This is a genomic window from Nocardioides sp. NPDC059952 (assembly GCF_042730435.1).
In the GTDB taxonomy this organism is placed as follows: Bacteria; Actinomycetota; Actinomycetes; order Propionibacteriales; family Nocardioidaceae; genus Nocardioides.
This window is the reverse complement of sequence record NZ_JBHWLY010000020.1, coordinates 34,695-54,938: the sequence shown is the minus strand read 5'-3', so window position 1 is coordinate 54,938 and position 20,244 is coordinate 34,695. Positions and strand designations below refer to the sequence as shown.

The window sequence follows — 20,244 nt, the reverse complement described above, 5'->3', positions numbered from 1 at the left end:
TTCACCGAGGTAACTCGGCCGGGGCTCACTGTCTTCGTGGAACTCCACGAAGACAGTCGATGCTCACCGAGGTAACTCGGTCAGCATTCGCGCGCCGTCGCATCGACCCCGAACCTGTACGCCGATCCGCGAGCGCCGCCGTTCACTAACCTCTGCGCGTGGCCACCTTCGACACGGAACATCGTCAGCGCGCTCATCAGGTCCGGTTCGAGTGGGGGCCGGTGGGCGCCGAGGCGATCGGGCCCGTGGGCATCGCCGTCGTGGTGGACGTGCTCTCGTTCACCACGACGTTGACGGTCGCGGTCGAGCGTGGGATCGAGGTGTTTCCGTTCACGTGGCGCGACGACCGGGCAGAGGCGTACGCGCGCGAGCAGGACGCCGTCCTTGCGGTCCAGCGTCAGGACGCGGCACCGGGGCGGCCCTCGCTCTCGCCGGCGTCGCTGCGGGATGATGCTGACGGCGTCCGGCGGCTCGTGTTGCCCTCACCCAACGGCTCGACGATCAGCAGCCTTCTCGCGGAGGGCGGTGCCACGGTCGTCGGGGCCTCGCTCCGCAACCGCACCGCGGTCGCCGGCTGGCTCGCCCCGCACGTGGCGGCCGGCGCGACCATCGGCCTCATCGCGTCGGGGGAGCGCTGGCCGGACGGAACTCTTCGACCGGCGGTCGAGGACCTCTGGGGCGCCGGAGCGGTCCTTGACGCTCTCGCCCCGGATGATCTCTCACCCGAGGCGGCCATGGCGCGCGTCGCGTTCCGTGCCGCCGACCTCCCGGACGCACTCCACGCCTGCGCCAGCGGTCGAGAGCTGGTCGCCAAGGGCTTCGCAGAGGATGTGCTCGTGGCTTCCCAGCTCGATACGTCCTTGCTCGTGCCTGTTCTCGAGGGTCACTCCTTCACCGGCGCCGAGGCGTGACCGACACAGAAGACGATCTGTGTGTACACTGCGTACACACGGAACCGGAAGGAGTCGCGATGGCGGCGTCAGTGGACTACCGCAGCGCGCGCGAGGCGCGAGAGCACTTCAAGGACATCCTCGACGCTGCAGACGTGGGTCGCCCGGCAACGGTCGCGCGGGGTTCGCGGCGGGTGGCTGCGGTGGACGCGGATCGGCTGGTCTACTTCCTGATCAAGGTCCATCCATCGGGTGCGGTCGCGGTTGCGGAGAACGATCTGTGGTCGATCTTCATCCCCGGCCTGCCGGTCGCCGCGGATGGCGTCACCCTCGACGAGGCGGTCGAGGAGATGATCGAGGCCCTTCGCGACTACGCCGAGGACTGGGTGGACCGACTCCACTCCGCGCCGAACCACGCCGACAACTGGGGCCTGGTGCAGATCGTCGGACTGGCATCCGACGAGCAGTTGCGCGAGTGGCTGCTGACCTGAACATGACCGAGCGCAGAGGCCCGGCGACCAGGGTCGACCATCAGACTTTCTGCCTCACCGAGGGATGGATCGAGCGGCGCCGTGCCACGGGCAAGCGCGGCACCCACCACGTGAACTACGAGTTCGCGCTGCCAGATGCGCGGATCCTCTACACGCGCATCAGCCATCCGGTCGACCGCAGCGACTACGGGCCGAGCATGTGGGGCCACATCCTCAAGGACCAGTTGGAAGTCACGGCCGAGGAGTTCTGGGCGTGTGTCGAGGACAAGGCGCTGCCGTCGCGCAGTCAGATGCCCGAGCCGCGGGAGGCGATCCCCTTGGGTGTGCTCCGTGTTCTCATCCAGGAGGCGCACATCCCCGAGTCAGAGGTGCGGGCGATGACCAAGGCGGTTGCCATCCAGCGCTTGGCCGACTTCTACACCCACGGCAGCTGAGTCGATGGTGAGGTGCTGAGGCCGCCCTCCAGGCCGATCTGCCAGTCGAAGAGGCCCTGCTCCACCAGCACGGTGAGCAGGGCCTTGTCGAGCCCGGTCGCGATCGCGACGCCGATCAGCACCAGCACGACGCCGAGCACCTTGTGGAAGGCGCCCTCGGGGTCGATCGCCCAGCCGAGCCGGGCGATCAGCGCCCGCCCACCCACCATGACCGCGGCGAGCAGGAGCGTCAGGCCGGCGACGTACGCGACCAGGTAGCCGAGTCCGCGCAACGGCTCGGCGGGGAGGATGGCGGCCACGATCAGGGCGTACGTCGGGCTGCAGGCGCTGAAGACCGGGCCCATGCTCGCGCCCAAGAGGATGTCGCCGCCGAGCCCGCGACGGGTGTTCGCCCGGGCCAAGCGCTCCTGAGCACGCGACCCGAGCCCGAGGCGGAACGCCACCGCGTCCCACAGCCGTGGCCAGACCATCACGACGCCGAAGAGCGCCACGATCACGCCGGAGACGACGCTCCAGAACCGTGGCGGGACGTCGATCAGCAGGGTCGTGGACTTGAGCGCGACGCTGAACACGATGACGGAGACACCGAGCGCGGCCACCGCCACCCACGGCCGGCGCTCGCCGGTCCCGCGGGAGAATATGGCGGGCACGAAGGCCACCACGCACGGCGCGAGCACCGAGAGCGCGCCGGCGAGGAACGACGCGAGCAGCAGCGTCACTGGGTGTTCTCGAGGATGGCGTCGACCGACTTGTCCTGGCCGTAGCCCGACCAGAGCTTGACCGTCTCGCCGGCGGGGTCGACGCGTACGAAGGTCGACTGGATCGTCACTCCGTGCTGCTTGCGCAGGTCGGTCGCGGAGTCGTAGTCGACCTTCAGGATCTGCGCTCCCGCAGGAACCTCGCCGCTCTTGATCGCCTCCTCGAACCCGCGGCACTCCGGGCACCAGGGCGCGTGGAAGAAGAGGATCGTGTCGGTGTAGCACTCCTCGGCGACGGCCGCGTCGGAGTAGTCGGCGTAGCGACCCTCGCAGACGGGTTCCTCGGCCGGCGTCTCGGCCGGGGTGGACTCGGCGGTCGACGGCGTCGAGGAGGCGACTGAGGTCGTCGAGTCTCCTGCCTGGCCTGCGCTGGAACCGCAGCCGGCGGAGAGGAGGAGAAGTGCGATCACAGCCACGAGGCGAGAATTCATGTGACTGGGTTCGGAGTGGATCGCCACGCGGATGGGCGTTCTCGGGCGCATGCGGCCAGTCACTCGGAGGGCAGCTCGGCGAACCAGTCCCAGGTGCCCTCGACCAGCTGCTCCTGGGTGATGCCGTACGACTCCCGCAGGGCCTTGTCGGTCCCGTCGTGGAAGTCGTCGCTACCGCTCGGCAGGTGCATGTAGAAGTCGTTGCAGAACTCCAGGAACTTCTTGAGCCCACCGTTCTCGTCGATCAGCCACGAGACCGCCGCGTGGGAGACGGCGTAGTCGATCGACCCGTCCTCGCCCCATTCCGCGTCGCCCGGGATCGCTCGCTCGTGCCCGAGCAGCGTGTCGCGCTCCTCGTCCTCGCCGCAGATGTTGGCCTCGCAGCCGGAGAGGTATTCGGCGAGACCTTCGTTGACCCAGACGGGCACCAGCGCCGGACCGTAGACATGGCTCAGCTCGTGGCGCAACGTGTGGTCGTCCGTGGCCAGCCGGTTGGTCGCCACGGGGTTGTCCTTGACGACGGCGCCGGCTAAGCCCGACATGGACCCGGACGCGTCGACCCAGTAGGTCACCGCGGCGGCGCCGTCGTCGCCCTCGAAGGTGTCCCCAGGCGGGCTGCCGTTGTACGTCGCGTCGATGAGCAGCGGCGTCTCACCCTCCTCGCCGCGCCACACGGGTTCGAGGGCTTCCTTGATCTCGGCGCGCGCGGTCGAGACGCGGTCCAGGAGCTCAGCGGCCCCGGTGGGCCCGTCGCGCTCGGTGACGACGAGGACCGAAGGCCCGCTCGCCGCCGCGACCGGACCGCCGAACCACGGTCGGCTGTACCTGTCCTCGGGCGCGGCGCGGTCCCGTCCGATCACCCAGTCACCGTCCTGGCGTACGAAGGTCATGTCGGTCGCATTGGCGACCGGCGCACGGTGCGCCTCCTCGAGCTGGGCCACCTCGGTGACGTGCGGCGCGAAGAGGACCCCGTCGTTGCGGACCTCGTCCGGGGTGCGGTCAAGGGCCTTCACCTTGTAGGCGAGCGACTTCAGCGGAAGCAGCTGGAGGTTGGTGAAGATTGTCTGCTGCTGGTCGACGAGCTTGTCGTCGCGGGGGTCGACGGTGGCGAGGAAGGCCGCCTCGTCACCCTGCAGCGCCGCCGTCGCCCGCTGGGCGAGCAGGTCCTCGACGGCCTCGAAGTCGGCCGGAGCGGGGTCGTACGGAGGATGCGACGGTGCCGGGGAGGCCCCGGCGTCCCCAGGAAGATCCGCGCAGCCGGCGGCGACGAGGCCCAGGAAGACCAGGACCGCGAGCGTCGCAGCGCGTGCTCGAAGGTCCACGGCGGGAGTCTAGGGAGCCTCCGGCGACCCTGCCCCCGAATTCTTCGGGTGAGCCGCTGCGCTCGTCGGGCTCACTGGAGAGCGGCGGTGAGGCGCAGCACGTTGTCGACGTACGCCGCGACCTTCGGCCGCACGAGCCACTCCTCGAGCATCAGCTCGCGGGAGATCTCCCGGTAGCTGTCCTCGACCTTCCGCATCTGAGCCACCGGGTCGCCGTCGAAGAGCATCAGCGAGACCTCGTAGTTGAGGGCGAAGGAGCGCATGTCCATGTTGCTCGAGCCGAGCACGGCGACCTCGTCGTCGATGCTGAAGTGCTTGGAGTGCAGGACGGCGGGTTTGGGGTAGAGGTAGATCCGGACGCCGGCCCGGAGCAGCGCCTCGTAGTAGGAACGCTGGGCGTGGTAGACCATGAACTGGTCCTTGCCCTCGCTGACGAACAGCTCCACCGCGACGCCGCGCCGGGCAGCGGTCGTCACCGCGTAGAGGAGCGACTCGTCGGGCACGAAGTAGGGGCTGGTGATCGAGATCCGCTCCTTGGCCGCGTAGATCAGCGAGGTGAACGCGCGCAGGTTGTTCTCGGCGTCGATGCCCGGCCCGCTCGGCACGATCTGGCCGGTGACCTCGCCGACCCGCGAGTCCGCCGTCGCCACCGACGCGGAGACGGCGAGCTCGGATCTCAGCAGCTCGCCGGTCTCGGTGTCCCAGTCGCTGGCGAACATGACGTTGAGCGCCGAGACCAGCGGACCTTCGATCAGAGCGGTCAGCTCCACCCACTCGCGGCCCGCCTTGTGGTTCTTGGGCTTGTTGTAGCCAGGCTCGATGAGGTTCTGCGACCCGGTGACGGCGACCCGGCCGTCGACGACCAGGAGCTTGCGATGGTTGCGCAGGTCCGGCCTGCGGATCTGGCCGCGCAACGGGTTGATCGGCAGCAGCGGGTGCCATTCGATGTCGGAGGCGTTGAGGCGTCTCACCAGCTGACGCCAGACCGGGATGCCGCGTGAACCCAGGTGATCGAGGAGGAGGCGTACGCGCACACCACGCGCGGCTGCGCGGTCGAGGGCGTCGAAGAACGGCTCGGTGACGTGGTCGCAGGCGGTGATGTAGAACTGCACGTGCACGAAGGTCTCGGCCCGGTCCACCGCCGCCGTCATCGCCTCGATCGAGGCGCCGTAGTCGGCGATGAGCTCGACCTTGTTCCCCGTCGACGCGGGCAGCGAGCCGAGCCGTTCGTTGAGCTCCATCGTGGTCGCGTCGACCCGCGAGATCGAGTCGGGGTACGGCGACCTCGGCAGGCCGCGTACGTAGCGCATCACCTCGTCGTTGAGCGCCCGCTGCCGCTCGTGACGCCGCCGGTCCAGCCGCGTCTGCCCGAGCATCAGGTAGGCCACCAGGCCGAGCCCCGGGACTATGAAGATCGCCAGCAGCCACGCCATCGCGGTCCCCGGCCGCCGGTTCTTCGGCACGACACCGAGAGCGATGACCTTGATCAACAGGTCGATGATGTAGATCGAGGTCCCCATGACCCCCGCCACTGTCATGCGCATCAGCATGCACCACGGCCACTCGTGTGGGAATCTTCTGACATGGTTCGACTCTTCCCTGCCGCCCGCCGTGCCATCGCTGCCGAGGAGGCCTCGCCGCCGGTGTGGGAGGTCGAGGTCGCTGCTCAGCGCGACCAGGCCCGCAAGCTGGCCGCGGCCGAGGCGAAGGAGGAGGTCGCGGAGGTCGCCGGGATCGACGCCGACGGGGTCCAGTGCCGGCTCTACACCCCCGAGGACGTACGCGAGGGGGTGATCGTCCACCTCCACGGCGGTGGCTTCGTCTTCAACGACGTCGAGGTCCACGACGGAGCGTGCCGGAAGCTGGCCAACCGGAGCAGGCTGCGGGTGCTGTCCGTCGACTACCGCCGGCCTCCGGAGCACCCCTATCCGGCGGCGCCCGACGACGTCGACACGGTCGTCAAGTGGCTGGGCAACGACCCGCTGCTGAGCACCCTGCCGGCGTACGTCCACGGCGACAGCGCCGGCGGCAACCTCGCCCTCGTCGCGGCGCTGCGCAACCCCGGCGTCTTCGGCGCGATGGTGCTGGTCTACCCGTTCCTCGACCCGTCGATGAGCACCCCGGGCTATGCGATGGAGGACGGCTGGAAGGAGGAGGCGGCGTGGTACTGGAAGCAGTACGCCTCGACCGAGGCCGATCTCCGCAACCCCGACCTCGGCCCCTACCTCGCCTCCGACGAGGAGCTTCGCAGCCTGCCGCGGACGCTGATCGTCAGCGCCGAGGGCGACATCCTCACTGACGAGAACGAGGACTTCGCGCTCCGGCTGGCCGACCTCGGCGTCGAGGTGGTCGCCTTCCGTGCCGTCGGCCAGATCCACGGTTTCTGGCGCCACGGCCAGACCTTCCCGGCCGCGGAGTCGGTGATGGCGATGACGGGTGCCTTCTTGAGCGGACGCCCGTGACGGAGCCCTACGACGTCACCGAGACCCGGGCCGCCTACGACACGGTCTCCAAGGCGTACGCCGAGATCGTCGACCCGACGGTCACGGAGACCTCGTTCGACGCCGGTGTCCTCGACACGTTCGTCGCCTACGTACGCAAGGACGGCGGCGGGCTCGTCGGCGACATCGGCTGCGGGCCCGGCCGGGTGACGGCCTATCTGGCCGAGCGGGGGCTCGACGTCTTCGGGGTCGACCTGTCGACGGGGATGATCGCGCAGGCGATGGAGCGGCATCCGACGCTCCGGTTCGAGGTCGGCGACATGGCCCGTCTCCCGCTCCGCGACGGTGAGCTCGCCGGGGTGCTGGCGTGGTACTCCCTCATCCACACCCCGCCCGCGCGCCGGCCCGAGGTCATCGATGAGCTCGCCCGGGTCACCCGCCGCGGCGGCCGGTTCGTGACCGCGTTCCAGGTCGGGGACGAGCACGTACGCCACATCGGCGCCTACGGCCACGACGTCACCTTCGACGGCTACCGGCTCCCGGTCGAGGCGACCAGCGCCCTGCTCGAGGAGGCGGGTTTCGAGGTCACCGCGACCGTGGTGCGCTCCGCCGAGAACTGGGAGCGGACGCCGCAGGCCTATCTCGTCGCGCGCCGGCGGTGAGCCCGATAGGTTGCGCGCATGACGCAGCAGCCCTACCACGTCCCCCGCTTCTTCCTCCGCCAGAAGGTGACGCCCTTCACCAACAAGTACGTCGCCCAGGCTGCCAATGCCGACGGCTCGGAGGGGCAGGTGCTCGCCTTCGCGCAGCAGAAGCGGCTGGCGTTCAAGGAGCAGGTGACGTTCTACGCCGACGAGTCGAAGTCGCAGGCCGTCTTCGCCTTCAAGGCGCGGGCGGTGATGGACCTCAACGCCGGCTACGACGTCACCGACCCGAGCGGTGCCGCGCTCGGCTTCTTCCGCAAGGACTTCGGCAAGAGCCTGCTGCGCTCGACGTTCCAGGTGGAGGGCCCCGGCTACGCCGGAACCGGTCAGGAGCGCAACCAGGTGGTCGCCATCGTGCGCCGCTTCACCGAGCTCGACTTCCTTCCGATCCATTTCGACTACGTGTCCTCCGAGGGCCGGCCGCTGATCTCCATCGAGCGCCGCTTCGCCTTCCGTGACAAGTACACGGTCACCGTCCAGGACCCGCGTGTCGACTTCCGGGTCGCCGCTGCCCTCGCGGTCGCGATGGACGCGCTGATGCAGCGCTGAACCGACCGGCTCAGGCTGGGCTCGTCCGGTCCGGGTCCGCCGCCGCCAGGTGCGGGCGGACCAGATCCAGCAGCAGCTGGTGGGTGGCCGCGTCGGCCGTGGCGATCATCCCGCGGCCGGTGTGGATCGGGTTGCCGTCGAGGTCGGTGACGATGCAGCCGGCGGCCTGGCACAGCGCGATGCCGGCGGTGAAATGGACGCTGCCCTCGAGGTGGCCGTCGGTGACGTACGCCGCCCGCCGGCCGGCCGCGACCCAGGCGACCGCGAGGGTGGAGGACATCACGCGCGGGCCGAAGTGGGCTCGTAGGCGTGGGTCGGCGACGAGCTGCCCGCCGACGAACGGTCGGTCGAGCGGGCCGTCGCACTGGATGTCGACGAGCCGGGTGCGCGGGGTCGGGGTGAGGACCGTGTCGCCGCCGCCCTTGCGGATCCAGGCGTTAGTGCCGTCGGTCCAGAAGATCTCCTCGCTGATCGGGTCCGCCGAGACCGCCGTCCGGATGCCGTCCGGGGTCACGAGCGCGACGTTGACCGCGGCGAGCGGGGTCTGGGCGGCGTAGTTGAGCGTCCCGCAGAGCGGGTCGACCAGCCATCTCCGCTCGCTGTCGCCGCTGCGTCCGGACTCCTCACCCTCGAAGGCGTCCTCGGGTCGGTACGTCGCGATCGTCTCCCGGATCGCCTTCTCCGAGGCGATGTCCGCCTCGGTCGCGAAGTCGGTCGGAGACTTGTCGAAGTGGCTCAGGTCGGTGCCGTACATCTCTCGGACGACCGCCGCGCCCGCCGTCGCCGCTGCGATCGCGACGGCCTCGTCCGGGAACGCCGCACGGAACGCGTCGATCGCCGGATCTGGGGCTTCCTCCGGCTCGTCGCCGATGAAGACCGCCACCACCTCGGCCTCCGGATCCTCGGTCAGCGCGGGCCGGAGCCTGTCGCGCCAGGTCCACAGGTTGGGGTGGTCGTAGTCGACGTACGCCTCCGCCGGGGAGATCAGCTCGATCGCCCGCTCCAGCTGCTGTCTGGTCAGCCTGTACGCCGCGGTGCCGCGCTTGTGGCCGACGACTGTTGCCATCACCACTGCTGGGAGGCGGTGGCCGTAGGCGTTGACCAGGGGAAAATGTTCTGGGGCGTGGGTGGCTGCTGTCGACGGGCGGAGGCCTACGCCGTGGGCTTGTGGGGGAGTCCAGCCGTCTATGGCTGATTCGAACCTTGATCTTGCTGCGAGGATCTCGTCCATCGTCTTCCAGTGGTCCACGCCGGGGGAATCTATCGGGGTGTGCTCGTTGGGGCCGTGCTTTTCGGGCTGTTGCTTCAGGGATGGCGTGGGCCGCCGACCCGTTCTCGAGGGTCTTCTCGACGGACCCCGGAGTAAAGGACGGCCTTCGGCCGCCGGCTTTGCCGGCCGCTTCGCGGTCCTTGACACCGGGGCCCGTCGAGAAAGGATTTGGCTGGCTATCGGGGCGGCGGCCCGGGTGTGGCGCAGCGCATTCACTCCGGGACGGGTGGTGTTTCTGGGGCGGAGGGGTGGCCCTTCGGGCCACTTACCATCCACAGGAGCGGCGCCGTTCGCTCGCCGCGAAAAAAGCGTTTGACCTGCACCTATGGGTGGTTAGGTATCCGTTCGAGGCGTAGAATGAGACCCAACACAACACACCTCTAAGGGAGGGTATGCGATGAGTCTCGGCCGCGAGATCGACCCGTGGGGCACCAACCCCGGCGACGCGATCGATGCTGGCCTCGAGGCCATCGAGACCGCCCTCCACGAGCTCCTTGCGAGTGACCCGGCGTATTGGCGGACCGGGCAGAAGAAGGACCTGTTGGAGCGGTTGGAGAAGCTCCAGGCCCAACAGGCCGCGTTGAAACTTCGAGTCCTGGCTACGGCTGGCGATATCGCGGAGGAGACCGGCGCGAAGGATGCGTCGGGGTGGATGCGGAGCGAGTTGTTGGTCGACAAGGGGGTGGCTCGCTCCCAGATCAAATTCGCTGCCGGCCTCGCGAAGTACGACCTGGTCGCTGCTGGTCTGGCCGAGGGTGTGGTGTCCGAGGACAAGGCCCGGGTGATCACGAAGGCGCTCGATGTCATCGAGTCCGACCCCGCGGCCAGTGCCGAGGACCTGATCCTGGCCGAGAAGCTCCTCGTGGACTACGCCAGCCAGTTGACCGCGAACGAGCTCAAGATCGCCGGACGACGGGTCCTGGCCGAGATTGACCCCGAACGATTCGAAGCCGCCGAGGCCAAAGCCCTTCAGCGCGAAGAGGAGCACGCCGCCCGGCGCATGTTTTTCTCCTCGCGTGACAACGGCGACGGCACCATCGACCTCCATGCTCGGGTCTCCCGTGCGGTCGGGGTCCGGTTGCGCACGATCCTCGACTCGTTGGCCCAGCCCCGGAAGTGGTCCGCGGAGGACAAGGGCCGCAAAGCCCCCTACGACCGGCTCCTCGGCCAGGCGTTCGCCCGGGTGATCGAGACCTACGACGTCGACCAGCTCCCCAGGCACGGTGGCCACGCCACCACGGTGTTCATCACGATGAGCGTCGAGGACCTCCGCAAGGATCTCGGCACCGCGGCGTTGGGGTTTGACGGCGAGAAGATCACCGCCGCCGAGGCTCGCCGCCTGGCTTGCAACGCCGACCTTGTCCCCGCCGTGTTGGGCACCAACTCCGAAGTCCTCGACCTCGGCCGTACCGCCCGCCTGGCCCACCCGATCCAACACCGAGCCCTGCGGCTCCGAGATCAAGGCTGCCAAGCCGAAGACTGTGACGCCCCAGCAGCCTGGACCGAAGCCCACCACCTCACACCCTGGTCCGAAGGCGGCAAGACCGACATGGCGAACATGGTCCTGCTGTGTCCCAGCGACCATCGCCGCATCCACGACGCCGGCTCTGAGTATGAGCGGCTCCCGGACGGGCAGATCCGGTTCGCCCGACGTACTCGAACCGGCTGACCCGGGTCGATCGATCCCGTGGCTGCAGCCGCACCCGCAGCGTGTGTCCTGGCACAGCGGCGTGTCGCCGCTGCAGGTTGCGGGGCCGCCGGGCTCGTCGCTCCTTCAGGAGGACCGGATTCGGACCATCCGTAACGGGTCGGCGGCCCCAACCATCCGAGATACATCAACCCACCAAATCCGAAGATGAGCCGACGGTGAGAGAGGATGGAAGCATGCGCGTCCACATCGGCTGTGACCACGCCGGTCTCGAACTTAAGTCCCACCTGATCAACCGTCTGACCGAGCTCGGCTACGAGCCTGTCGACCACGGCCCGTTCGTCTATGACGCACTCGACGACTACCCGGTCTTCTGCATCCGGGCGGCCGAGGGGGTGGCCCGGGACCGGGAGCAGGGGCTGGACAGCCTCGGCGTCGTCATCGGAGGGTCGGGCAACGGTGAGCAGATGGCGGCCAACAAGGTGACCGGCATCCGCTGTGCGCTCGCGTGGAGCGAGGAGACCGCCAAGCTCGCCCGCGACCACAACAATGCCCAGGTGGTCGCGGTGGGTGGCCGGATGCACAGCCTCGAGGACATGACGAAGTTCGTCGAGATCTTCCTGGCCGAGCCGTTCAGCGAGGACGAGCGGCACGTCCGCCGCATCGACCAGCTCCACGCCTACGACGCCGACGGCGTACGTCCGCCGCTTCCCGACTCGGCCAAGGGCCTGGGGCCCGCCGAGGACCAGGACTGATCCGGGGATGCCCGAGGGGCACACGCTCCACCGTCTCGCGCTCGACCTGAGCGATGCCTTCGCCGGCGAGCAGGTCCGGGTCAGCAGCCCACAGGGCCGGTTCGCCGAATCCGCCGCGCTCCTGGACGGTCAGGTCGTCTCCGGCGCCGAGGCGTGGGGCAAGCAGCTGTTCCTCGAGTTCCCGGGGGAGCAGTACGTCCACGTCCATCTCGGCCTTTACGGCAAGCTCGACCTGAAGCCCTACTCCACCGAGCCGCCGCTCCCGGTCGGCCAGGTCAGGCTCCGGGTGACCGGCAGCGAGACGTACGCGGACCTGCGAGGCGCCAACACGTGCAACCTGGTCACCACGGCCCAGCGTGACGCCGTGGTCGCGAGGCTCGGACCGGACCCGCTGCGCGACGACGCCGACCCGGGCCGGGCGTGGCTGCGGATCAGCCGGAGCCGTACGACCATCGGCGCGCTGCTGATGGACCAGTCCGTCCTGGCCGGGGTGGGCAACGTCTATCGCGCCGAGGTGCTCTTCCGGCACCGGATCGACCCGATGCGCCCGGGCAACACCCTGCGCAGGCAGCAGTGGGACGCCATCTGGGATGACCTGGTCGAGCTCATGAAGCTCGGCGTCCAGCGGAACCGCATCGACACCGTCCGCGACGAGCACACCCCCGAGGCGATGGGTCGTCCGCCGCGCAAGGACGACCACGGCGGCGAGGTCTACGTCTACCGCCGCCACGGCCAGCCGTGCCTGGTGTGCGGCACGAGCGTACGCACCACCGAGCTGCAGCAGCGCAACCTGTTCTGGTGCCCGAAGTGCCAGCGCACCTACCGGCCCCGGACGACCGTAAAGAAGTAGCCCGCACTACTCTCCGGCCTGCGAGAACGACCACGCAGCTCCCCCCTCGAGACCTAGAGTGAGGCCATGTCGAGCCATGCCTTCGCGGACCGTCTGCGAAGCAACGCCCTCCGCCGCAGACTCCGCGACCCGGAGCTGCGAGCGGTGCTGTGGCTCGGCCCGCTCACGATCCTCCTGACGGTCCTCGCGGCGGCTCAGACAGGCTGGCTGCAGGTGGTCCCGGTGGCGGTCCTCACCGTCCCGCTGCTGCTCGGCGGGGTGCTGCTCGGGCCGCGTACGTTGAGCTGGTTCGTCGTCTTCGTGATGGTCATGATCGTGGTCGCCGCGAGCCGCCTCACTCTCTCCGACCGGGACGCCGTCGCCATCGGCGTCCACTTCATGCTCGGCTTCATCCTGCTGTTCGTCGGGGAGCGCCGCACCGACCTCGGGGTGGGTGGTCTGAGCAACGAGGTGATGCTCCGCGACCTGACCCGCAAGCTCGACCAAGGCGCGATCCCGCCGATGCCTCCCGGATGGCTCGCCGACTCGGCGGTCCTGCCGGCCGGTGGCACCCAGTTCGCCGGCGACCTCGTGGTCGCCGTGCGGGTCGAGGACCGGCTCGAGATCGTCGTCGTCGACGTCTCCGGAAAAGGGGTGCGCGCCGGCACCCGGGCGCTCCAGCTCTCCGGCGCGTTCGGGGGCCTTCTCGGTGCGCTCCCGCCGAGCGAGTTCCTACCCGCCGCCAACCGCTACCTGATCCGCCAGGACTGGCAGGAGGGCTTCGCGACCGCGGTCTACCTCTCGATCGACCTGACCAACGGTGCGTACGAGATCCGCTCGGCCGGCCACCCGCCCGCCCTCCTGCGCCGCGCCGCGACCGGCCGCTGGGAGGAGGCCGAGAGCAACGGTCCGGTGCTGGGGCTCATCGACGACGTCGAGTTCGACGCCTGCGAGGGAGTGCTCGGGGTGGGCGACATGGTGATGCTCTACACCGACGGTGTCGTGGAGGCGCGAGGCGTCGACCTCGAGCACGGCATCGGCAACCTGGTCGCCACCGCCGACCACCTGGCGGTCACCGGACGCGGTGGCGGAGCGCGCCGTCTGCTCGAGGGACTGAGCGCCAGCTCCGACGATCGCGCGCTCGTCGCGGTCGGGCGAAGGTGACCCGGCCGACCCCGCGAACCGGCCGGTAGGGGAGCCGGTTACAGGTGTGAGCCAGATCTATGGCAGGATTTCGCAGGTCGCACGAGGGCGCTGGCTCTCGCGTGCGCGGATGTAGCTCAATGGTAGAGCCTCAGTCTTCCAAACTGATTACGCGGGTTCGATTCCCGTCATCCGCTCCAAGTGCCATTCCCGCTGATTGGGGAGGGGCCCTTGACGGGGCGTAGCGTAGTGGCTAGCGCGCCTGCTTTGGGAGCAGGAGACCGCAGGTTCGAGTCCTGTCGCCCCGACATTTCATAGCCCTGCACGCGACATCATTCTCAGAATCAAACGACAGGAGACACCCTGTGAAGAGCGCCGTCGAGACGTTGAGCCCGACCCGGGCCAAGCTGACCGTCGAGGTGCCCTTCGAGGAGCTCAAGCCGAGCCTCGACGCGGCGTACAAGCAGATCGCCAAGCAGATCAACGTCCCCGGCTTCCGCCGGGGCAAGGTCCCGCCCCAGGTGATCGACAAGCAGGTCGGCCGCGGTGCGGTGCTCTCCGAGGCGGTCAACAACGCCCTCCCGCAGATGTACTTCGAAGCCCTCCAGGAGAACTCGCTCGAGCCGCTCGCGCAGCCCGAGATCGAGGTCACCAAGCTCGAGGACAACGAAACGCTGGAGTTCACCGCCGAGGTCGACATCAAGCCGGAGATCACGCTGCCCGACTACGAGGGCATCGAGGCGAAGGTCGACGACATCGAGCTCACCGACGCTGACGTCGAGGAGCAGATCCAGGCGATGCGCGAGCGCTTCGGCACCCTCAAGGACGTCGAGCGCGCAGCCGCCGACGGCGACTTCGTGGTCATCGACCTGAAGGCGACCAAGGACGGCGAGGACGTCGAGGGCGCCGAGGCCGTCGGGATGAGCTACCAGGTCGGCAAGGGCGGCATGCTCGACGGCCTGGACGAGGCCATCGCCGGTCTCTCCGCCGGCGAGTCCACGGACTTCAAGAGCACCCTCGTGGGCGGTGAGCTGATCGGCCAGGAGGTCGACGTCAACGTCACCGTCAACCAGGTGCAGGAGCAGGAGCTCCCCGCCTACGACGACGACTTTGCCCAGCTCGCCAGCGAGTTCGACACCGTCAAGGAGCTCGAGGAGGACGTCCGCGGCCGCCTCGGCAACGGCAAGCGCCTCGAGCAGGCCGCCGCCGCCCGTGACGCCGTCCTCGAGGCGCTCCTGGCGCAGATTGAGATCCCGCTGCCGGAGAGCATCGTCACCGACGAGCTCAACGCGCGCCGCGAGGGCATCGAGCAGCAGCTCGGCTACGCCGGCCTCACCTTCGAGAAGTACCTCGAGGACGAGGAGCAGACGATCGAGGAGTTCGAGGCTGACCTCGAGCGCCGCGTTCGTGACGCCGTCGCCGCTCAGATGATCCTCGACCAGATCGCCAAGGAGAAGGAGATCGGGGTCGAGCAGCAGGAGCTGACCGAGCACATGATGCGCCGTGCGCAGCAGTCCGGTCAGGACCCGCAGGAGTTCGTCAACCACATGCTCGAGCACAACCACGTGCCCGAGCTGGTCCAGGAGATCCTCCGCGGCAAGGCGCTCGCCCAGCTGGTCGAGGCCGCCAAGGTCACCGACGAGTCCGGCAACCACGTCGAGCTGAAGAACCTCCGCCCCGACGGCACCATCGGCGAGGACGAGCCCGAGGCCGAGGCTCCCGAGGAGACCGAGAAGGCAGACGCCTGATCACCCCCTGACGTACGTCACAGCGCCCCTGCCTCGCGGCAGGGGCGCTGTCGTTTTCGGGTGGCTCGGCGCTACTGGGCGTCGAAGTTGTCCGTCGGGTCGCCCGAGACCTCCAGGTGCTTGGCAGCACAGTCGGTCTTCGACAGTCCCTGCTCGACGCACCACTCCAGCGCGGGGCTGGAGGTGTCGCTGGGATGGGGCACCACGACGGCGTACATCCCCGGTTTCACGTACGAGCTCGGCCACTCGCCGGTATCGAGGAGCAGCGCCTCGGGGTGGGCGGTCTTGATCTTCTGGTAGCGGGTGAGCGCCTGGCGCCAGTCGGCGTCGCCGCCGTCCCCGGCCCCGACCGCCGCGAGCTGCGGGATCCAGGTGCCGATGAGCTTGGTGGCCGCCTCGGTGTCGAGGCGGGAGATGCGGAGCAGCTGACGCTCGGGCGGGGCGCTCGGGTCCACGGAGCTCGACGGCTCGCTCGTGGGGCTGGTCGAAGGCTCCGGCTCCGCCTCGGACTGCACGGGTCCGATCCCGTCCTTGCCGAAGATGAACCCGAGCACGCCGGCGACGAGCACCAGCACGACGATCATCACCAGGATCGGGGCGGTACGACCCTTTCGTCGCGCCGGTGGTGGTGAGGCAGCGTCGTCGAAGAAGTACCCGCGCGTGGTGCGGCCCGTGGTCTCCCCGTCGCCGAGCTCGTCCACGAAGAGCGGACGGTGCTGCTCCGGGGGAGCCAGGAGTGGGGTGCCGCAGCCGATGCAGTAGACGGCCCCCGGCAGCAGTGCATCACCGCACGACTGGCAGTGTGATTCCTTCTCGGTACTCACGCCTGGACACCCCCTTACCCATCCGACGGTAACCCCTGAAGGCCGCTGTCGTCACGCAACACCAGTAACAACAGCATCACAGACACCAGACGCGCGAGTGAACGCAAACGGTCTGAATGTGGTCGCGGCGGTGTGATCTGAGACACAGGCGGGCCGCGCAGTGGCCACGGGTGATCCTGTCGGCGGCGCGGAGGCCCTACGCTGCCAGCGTGACCCCCAGCCCTGAGACCGTCCGCGCCGTGGTCCTCAATGTCGAGGACGCCCCGGTGGACCCCGACGCCGAGGAGCTGCTCGACCGCGGTCAGGGCAAGGTGGCCGGCCTCGTCGGTCTGGCGAAGCTCGCCTGGCGCATCACGGCCTTCGCGCGCCGCCCGTTCGCGGCCCCGTTCGCGCTCGCGACGCCGATCATCCGTGGCGTCGTCAACACCGACTCCGGACCCGCCGTCGCGGTCCGGCACCAGGGCCGCACGGTCAGCCCGAAGGAGTGGGCCGCCGCCCAGCGGCAGGTCGGGACGAGCCCTCGGATCCTGGTCCTGATCCCACCGGCGGGCAAGAGCGAGACCGTCTGGGACGAGGGCTCGCAGGCGACCGGGGCGACGTACGCCGACCGGCTCGCCGATCTGCTCGGCTGGATGCCGCTGCACATGCAGGTGTCGGCCGGCAGCAAGTCGGTGCCCGCCGCGGTCGCGCTCAGCAGCCGGATCCAGGAGTGCGTCGACGCTCTCGCGGCGGAGTCGCGCATCGATGTTGCCGGCTCGCCGCGCATCGTCCTGGTCGGCTATGCCGGTGGTGGTCTGATCGCCCGCAACGCGCTCGGGGTGGCCACCGCCGGGGCGCGGCCCTGGACGACGTACGTCTCCGAGCTGATCGCCCTCGGCACGACCCCCTATGCGGTCACCTCCGCCCCGATCTCGGGTGGTGTCGGCAAGCAGCTCGACGAGCACCTCGCAGGCATCGCGGTCGTCGGGGCCGACGAGGCGATGCTCCCGCCGCGACCGGACGTCGACTATCTGCTGGTCACCGACAAGGCGACCTCGCGCCCCAACCGGGTGGGCCGACTCTTCGGCGAGATGCTGTGGTGGCGGCACAAGACGCCGCTGCGTACGCGCCGGGTGCGCGACCTGTTCCCGACGGCGGAGCGCTTCGCGCTCTCGACCGCCGAGACGCCGCTGTCGAACCATCCGGCGGTCCACGACGCGCTGCTGCGCTGGCTGGCGTAGCCGTCGGAATCGCGGCGCCGCCCGGATTGCGACGCGATCGCCAATAGTTCTGCCGTCGGCGAACAATGGCACACCAGCCGTGGAACAACGGGATGTGGCGGCTAGTGTCGATCCTGTGAACATCGACTCCAGCGCGGCTGACGCTCATGCCGGTGCCCCAGGGCTCTCCCCGAGCCTAGGCGGCAACGGCGGCGGTCTGAGCCTTCTCGACGACAACATCTACAACCGACTGCTGCGGGAGCGCATCGTCTTCCTCGGCTCCGAGGTCCGCGACCAGAACGCCAACGCGATCTGCGCGCAGCTCCTGCTGCTCTCCGCGGAGGACCCCGAGGCCGACATCTTCCTTCACATCAACTCGCCCGGTGGCTCGGTGGATGCCGGTATGGCCATCTACGACACGATGAACTACATCCCCAACGACGTCGCCACCGTCGGCATGGGCCTGGCCGCCTCGATGGGCCAGTTCCTGCTGTGCGCCGGCGCGAAGGGCAAGCGCTACGCGCTGCCGCACGCGCGGATCATGATGCACCAGCCCTCCTCGGGCATGGGTGGCTCGGCCTCCGACATCAAGATCCAGGCCCAGCAGTCGCTGCACATCAAGAAGGTGCTGCTCGATCTGATCAGCGAGCACACCGGCCAGAGCGTCGAGCAGGTCACCACGGACGCCGACCGCGACCGCTGGTTCACCGCCGCCGAAGCTCTCGACTACGGCCTGGTCGACCAGGTCATCCGGAGTGCCAAGGAAGCCTCCGACGAGGGCCGCCCCGCTCACAAGAAGGACTGAGGACATGAACTACTACATCCCGCAGTGGGAGGAGCGTACGTCGTACGGCGTCCGCCGGATCGACCCCTACGCCAAGCTCTTCGAGGACCGGATCATCTACCTGGGCACCCCGATCAGCGACGATGTCGCCAACGCGGTCATCGCCCAGCTGCTCTGCCTGCAGTCGATGAACCCGGACCAGGACATCTCGATCTACATCAACAGCCCCGGTGGCTCGTTCACGGCCTGCACCGCGATCTACGACACGATGCAGTTCATCAAGCCGGACGTGCAGACCGTCTGCATCGGTCAGGCCGCTTCGGCCGCCGCGATCCTGCTCGGCGCGGGTGCGCACGGCAAGCGGATGGCGCTGCCCAACAGCCGCATCCTGATCCACCAGCCCTACACCGAGGGCACCTTCGGCCAGACCTCCGACATCGAGATCCAGGCCAACGAGATCCTGCGGATGCGTGAGCTGCTCGAGAAGATGATCGCCGACCACAGCGGCAAGTCGATGGACGAGGTCAGCCACGACATCGAGCGCGACAAGATCCTCACCGCCGCCCAGGCGGTCGAGTACGGCCTGATCGACTCGGTGCTCGAGTCGCTCAAGACGCCGCAGCTCGTTTGACCTTCGGGCCCCGTGCCGCTCCCACACTGAGGGCGCGGCGCGGGGTACCGTCAGTAACTATTCGGACCTAGCAGCACAAGTCGGGGAAGGAAGGCCACTCGTGGCACGCATCGGCGACGGAGGTGACCTGCTGAAGTGCTCCTTCTGCGGGAAGAGCCAGAAGCAGGTCAAGAAGCTCATCGCGGGTCCCGGCGTCTACATCTGCGACGAGTGCATCGATCTCTGCAACGAGATCATCGAGGAGGAGCTCAACGAGGGCTCCGAGGTCGAGATCGCAGACCTCCCCAAGCCGAAGGAGATCTTCGACTTCCTCAACTCCTACGTCATCGGCCAGGAGCAGGCGAAGAAGTCGCTCGCGGTGGCGGTCTACAACCACTACAAGCGCGTCCAGGCCGGCCTGCAGCCCGGCGGCCCGCAGGGTCCTGGCAAGCACGCCAAGGAGGAGCAGGTCGAGGTCGCCAAGTCCAACATCTTGGTGATCGGCCCGACCGGCTGCGGCAAGACCTACCTGGCGCAGACGTTGGCCCGGATGCTCAATGTCCCGTTCGCGATCGCGGACGCCACCGCGCTGACCGAGGCGGGCTATGTCGGCGAGGACGTCGAGAACATCCTCCTCAAGCTGATCCAGGCCGCCGACTACGACGTCAAGAAGGCCGAGACCGGCATCATCTACATCGACGAGATCGACAAGGTGGCCCGCAAGGCGGAGAACCCCTCGATCACGCGCGACGTCTCCGGTGAGGGCGTGCAGCAGGCGCTGCTGAAGATCATCGAGGGCACCACCGCCTCGGTGCCGCCGCAGGGTGGCCGCAAGCACCCGCACCAGGAGTTCATCCAGATCGACACCACCAACATCCTCTTCGTGGTGGGTGGCGCGTTCGCCGGTCTGGAGCACATCATCGAGCAGCGGGTCGGCAAGAAGACCCTCGGCTTCACCGCCGAGGTGCGCGGCAAGGCCGAGAAGGAGTCCGAGGACCTCCTGAAGCTCGTGCGTCCCGAGGACCTCACCAAGTTCGGGCTGATCCCGGAGTTCATCGGTCGGCTGCCGCTGATCGCGAGCGTCGAGAAGCTCGACCAGGCCGCGCTGGTCCAGATCCTGACCGAGCCGCGCAACGCGCTGGTGAAGCAGTACCAGAAGCTCTTCGACCTCGACGGCGTCGACCTCGAGTTCACCGAGGACGCGGTCACCGCCATCGCCGACAAGGCCCTCGAGCGCGGCACCGGTGCCCGAGGCCTGCGGGCGATCATCGAGGAGGTCCTCCTCTACGTGATGTACGACGTGCCCTCTCGTGGCGACGTCGGCAAGGTGATCGTGACCCGCGAGGTGGTCGACGACGGCGAGATGCCGACCCTGGTTCCTCGTGAGAAGGAAACCAAGAAGAAGTCCGCGTAG

At 68.7% G+C, this 20,244-nt stretch carries 21 protein-coding genes and 2 tRNA genes; 17 read left to right on the top strand and 6 right to left on the bottom strand.

Annotated features, from left to right (window positions below; all coding sequences use genetic code 11):
- Nucleotides 1-158: 158 nt before the first annotated feature.
- From ACFV9G_RS11720 to ACFV9G_RS11710, 3 genes are read left to right on the top strand one after another with little or no spacing between them, the layout of a single operon-like run.
- Nucleotides 159-911, top strand: coding sequence for a 2-phosphosulfolactate phosphatase (locus tag ACFV9G_RS11720; RefSeq protein ID WP_378727652.1), 753 nt, complete (start codon nt 159-161; stop codon nt 909-911).
- Nucleotides 912-970: 59 nt separating this feature from the next.
- Nucleotides 971-1,381 carry a hypothetical protein gene (locus ACFV9G_RS11715; RefSeq protein ID WP_378727651.1) on the top strand — a complete coding sequence of 137 codons (411 nt, stop codon included), beginning with the start codon at nt 971-973 and terminating at the stop codon, nt 1,379-1,381.
- A gap of 2 nt (nt 1,382-1,383) precedes the next feature.
- Nucleotides 1,384-1,815, top strand: coding sequence for a hypothetical protein (locus tag ACFV9G_RS11710; protein WP_378727650.1), 432 nt, complete (start codon nt 1,384-1,386; stop codon nt 1,813-1,815).
- On the opposite strand, the gene ACFV9G_RS11705 is transcribed toward ACFV9G_RS11710, so the two are convergent.
- From ACFV9G_RS11705 to cls, 4 genes are all read right to left on the bottom strand, one after another.
- A complete protein-coding gene (locus tag ACFV9G_RS11705) occupies nt 1,797-2,534 on the bottom strand; it encodes a cytochrome c biogenesis CcdA family protein (RefSeq protein ID WP_378727649.1) in 738 nt (245 codons plus the stop codon). The two genes, ACFV9G_RS11710 and ACFV9G_RS11705, sit on opposite strands and share 19 nt — an antisense overlap.
- The gene (locus ACFV9G_RS11700; protein ID WP_378727648.1) at nt 2,531-2,983 is read right to left on the bottom strand and encodes a thioredoxin family protein; all 453 of its coding nucleotides are present in this window, start codon (nt 2,981-2,983) and stop codon (nt 2,531-2,533) included. Before ACFV9G_RS11700 ends, ACFV9G_RS11705 begins: the two co-directional genes overlap by 4 nt.
- An 80-nt stretch (nt 2,984-3,063) precedes the next feature.
- On the bottom strand, nt 3,064-4,326 hold the full coding sequence (locus ACFV9G_RS11695) for a hypothetical protein (protein ID WP_378727647.1): 1,263 nt from the start codon (nt 4,324-4,326) through the stop codon (nt 3,064-3,066).
- A 71-nt stretch (nt 4,327-4,397) separates the two neighbouring features.
- Nucleotides 4,398-5,870 (bottom strand): cardiolipin synthase, encoded by a 1,473-nt coding sequence (cls, locus tag ACFV9G_RS11690; protein WP_378727646.1) that lies wholly within the window; start codon nt 5,868-5,870, stop codon nt 4,398-4,400.
- A gap of 39 nt (nt 5,871-5,909) precedes the next feature.
- On the opposite strand from cls, the gene ACFV9G_RS11685 reads away from it, so the two are divergent.
- From ACFV9G_RS11685 to ACFV9G_RS11675, 3 genes are read left to right on the top strand one after another with little or no spacing between them, the layout of a single operon-like run.
- Entirely contained in the window at nt 5,910-6,788 is an 879-nt protein-coding gene (locus tag ACFV9G_RS11685; RefSeq protein WP_378727645.1) for an alpha/beta hydrolase, read from the top strand.
- Nucleotides 6,785-7,429, top strand: coding sequence for a class I SAM-dependent methyltransferase (locus ACFV9G_RS11680; protein ID WP_378727644.1), 645 nt, complete (start codon nt 6,785-6,787; stop codon nt 7,427-7,429). The genes ACFV9G_RS11685 and ACFV9G_RS11680 overlap by 4 nt, the downstream gene beginning before the upstream one ends.
- An 18-nt stretch (nt 7,430-7,447) precedes the next feature.
- The gene (locus ACFV9G_RS11675) at nt 7,448-8,020 is read left to right on the top strand and encodes a hypothetical protein (protein ID WP_378727643.1); all 573 of its coding nucleotides are present in this window, start codon (nt 7,448-7,450) and stop codon (nt 8,018-8,020) included.
- 10 nt (nt 8,021-8,030) lie between these two features.
- On the opposite strand, the gene ACFV9G_RS11670 is transcribed toward ACFV9G_RS11675, so the two are convergent.
- Nucleotides 8,031-9,086, bottom strand: a complete 1,056-nt coding sequence (locus ACFV9G_RS11670) for an inositol monophosphatase family protein (RefSeq protein ID WP_378727642.1) — start codon at nt 9,084-9,086, stop codon at nt 8,031-8,033.
- Nucleotides 9,087-9,687: 601 nt separating this feature from the next.
- On the opposite strand from ACFV9G_RS11670, the gene ACFV9G_RS11665 reads away from it, so the two are divergent.
- The 7 genes from ACFV9G_RS11665 (at nt 9,688) to tig (ending at nt 15,413) form a co-directional block, all read left to right on the top strand.
- Complete coding sequence (locus ACFV9G_RS11665; RefSeq protein ID WP_378727641.1) at nt 9,688-10,959, top strand: DUF222 domain-containing protein; 1,272 nt, start codon at nt 9,688-9,690, stop codon at nt 10,957-10,959.
- Nucleotides 10,960-11,174: 215 nt separating this feature from the next.
- A complete protein-coding gene (locus tag ACFV9G_RS11660; protein WP_350716267.1) occupies nt 11,175-11,693 on the top strand; it encodes a ribose-5-phosphate isomerase in 519 nt (172 codons plus the stop codon).
- A 7-nt stretch (nt 11,694-11,700) separates the two neighbouring features.
- The gene (locus ACFV9G_RS11655; RefSeq protein ID WP_378727640.1) at nt 11,701-12,543 is read left to right on the top strand and encodes an Fpg/Nei family DNA glycosylase; all 843 of its coding nucleotides are present in this window, start codon (nt 11,701-11,703) and stop codon (nt 12,541-12,543) included.
- 66 nt (nt 12,544-12,609) lie between these two features.
- The gene (locus tag ACFV9G_RS11650; RefSeq protein ID WP_378727639.1) at nt 12,610-13,686 is read left to right on the top strand and encodes a PP2C family protein-serine/threonine phosphatase; all 1,077 of its coding nucleotides are present in this window, start codon (nt 12,610-12,612) and stop codon (nt 13,684-13,686) included.
- Nucleotides 13,687-13,791: 105 nt separating this feature from the next.
- Nucleotides 13,792-13,865 (top strand) — tRNA-Gly (locus ACFV9G_RS11645).
- Nucleotides 13,866-13,900: 35 nt separating this feature from the next.
- Nucleotides 13,901-13,973 (top strand) — tRNA-Pro (locus tag ACFV9G_RS11640).
- Nucleotides 13,974-14,030: 57 nt separating this feature from the next.
- Nucleotides 14,031-15,413 carry a trigger factor gene (gene tig, locus ACFV9G_RS11635; protein ID WP_378727638.1) on the top strand — a complete coding sequence of 461 codons (1,383 nt, stop codon included), beginning with the start codon at nt 14,031-14,033 and terminating at the stop codon, nt 15,411-15,413.
- 71 nt (nt 15,414-15,484) lie between these two features.
- Here tig and ACFV9G_RS11630 read toward each other — a convergent pair whose 3' ends face one another.
- Nucleotides 15,485-16,237, bottom strand: a complete 753-nt coding sequence (locus ACFV9G_RS11630; protein WP_378727637.1) for a hypothetical protein — start codon at nt 16,235-16,237, stop codon at nt 15,485-15,487.
- A 209-nt stretch (nt 16,238-16,446) separates the two neighbouring features.
- Between ACFV9G_RS11630 and ACFV9G_RS11625 the strand changes: the two genes are divergently transcribed.
- The 4 genes from ACFV9G_RS11625 (at nt 16,447) to clpX (ending at nt 20,244) form a co-directional block, all read left to right on the top strand.
- Nucleotides 16,447-17,457, top strand: a complete 1,011-nt coding sequence (locus ACFV9G_RS11625; protein WP_378727636.1) for a hypothetical protein — start codon at nt 16,447-16,449, stop codon at nt 17,455-17,457.
- A 121-nt stretch (nt 17,458-17,578) separates the two neighbouring features.
- Nucleotides 17,579-18,241 (top strand): ATP-dependent Clp protease proteolytic subunit, encoded by a 663-nt coding sequence (locus ACFV9G_RS11620; protein ID WP_371113349.1) that lies wholly within the window; start codon nt 17,579-17,581, stop codon nt 18,239-18,241.
- Nucleotides 18,242-18,245: 4 nt separating this feature from the next.
- On the top strand, nt 18,246-18,851 hold the full coding sequence (locus ACFV9G_RS11615; RefSeq protein ID WP_355231559.1) for an ATP-dependent Clp protease proteolytic subunit: 606 nt from the start codon (nt 18,246-18,248) through the stop codon (nt 18,849-18,851).
- 100 nt (nt 18,852-18,951) lie between these two features.
- Complete coding sequence (gene clpX / locus ACFV9G_RS11610; protein ID WP_160024669.1) at nt 18,952-20,244, top strand: ATP-dependent Clp protease ATP-binding subunit ClpX; 1,293 nt, start codon at nt 18,952-18,954, stop codon at nt 20,242-20,244.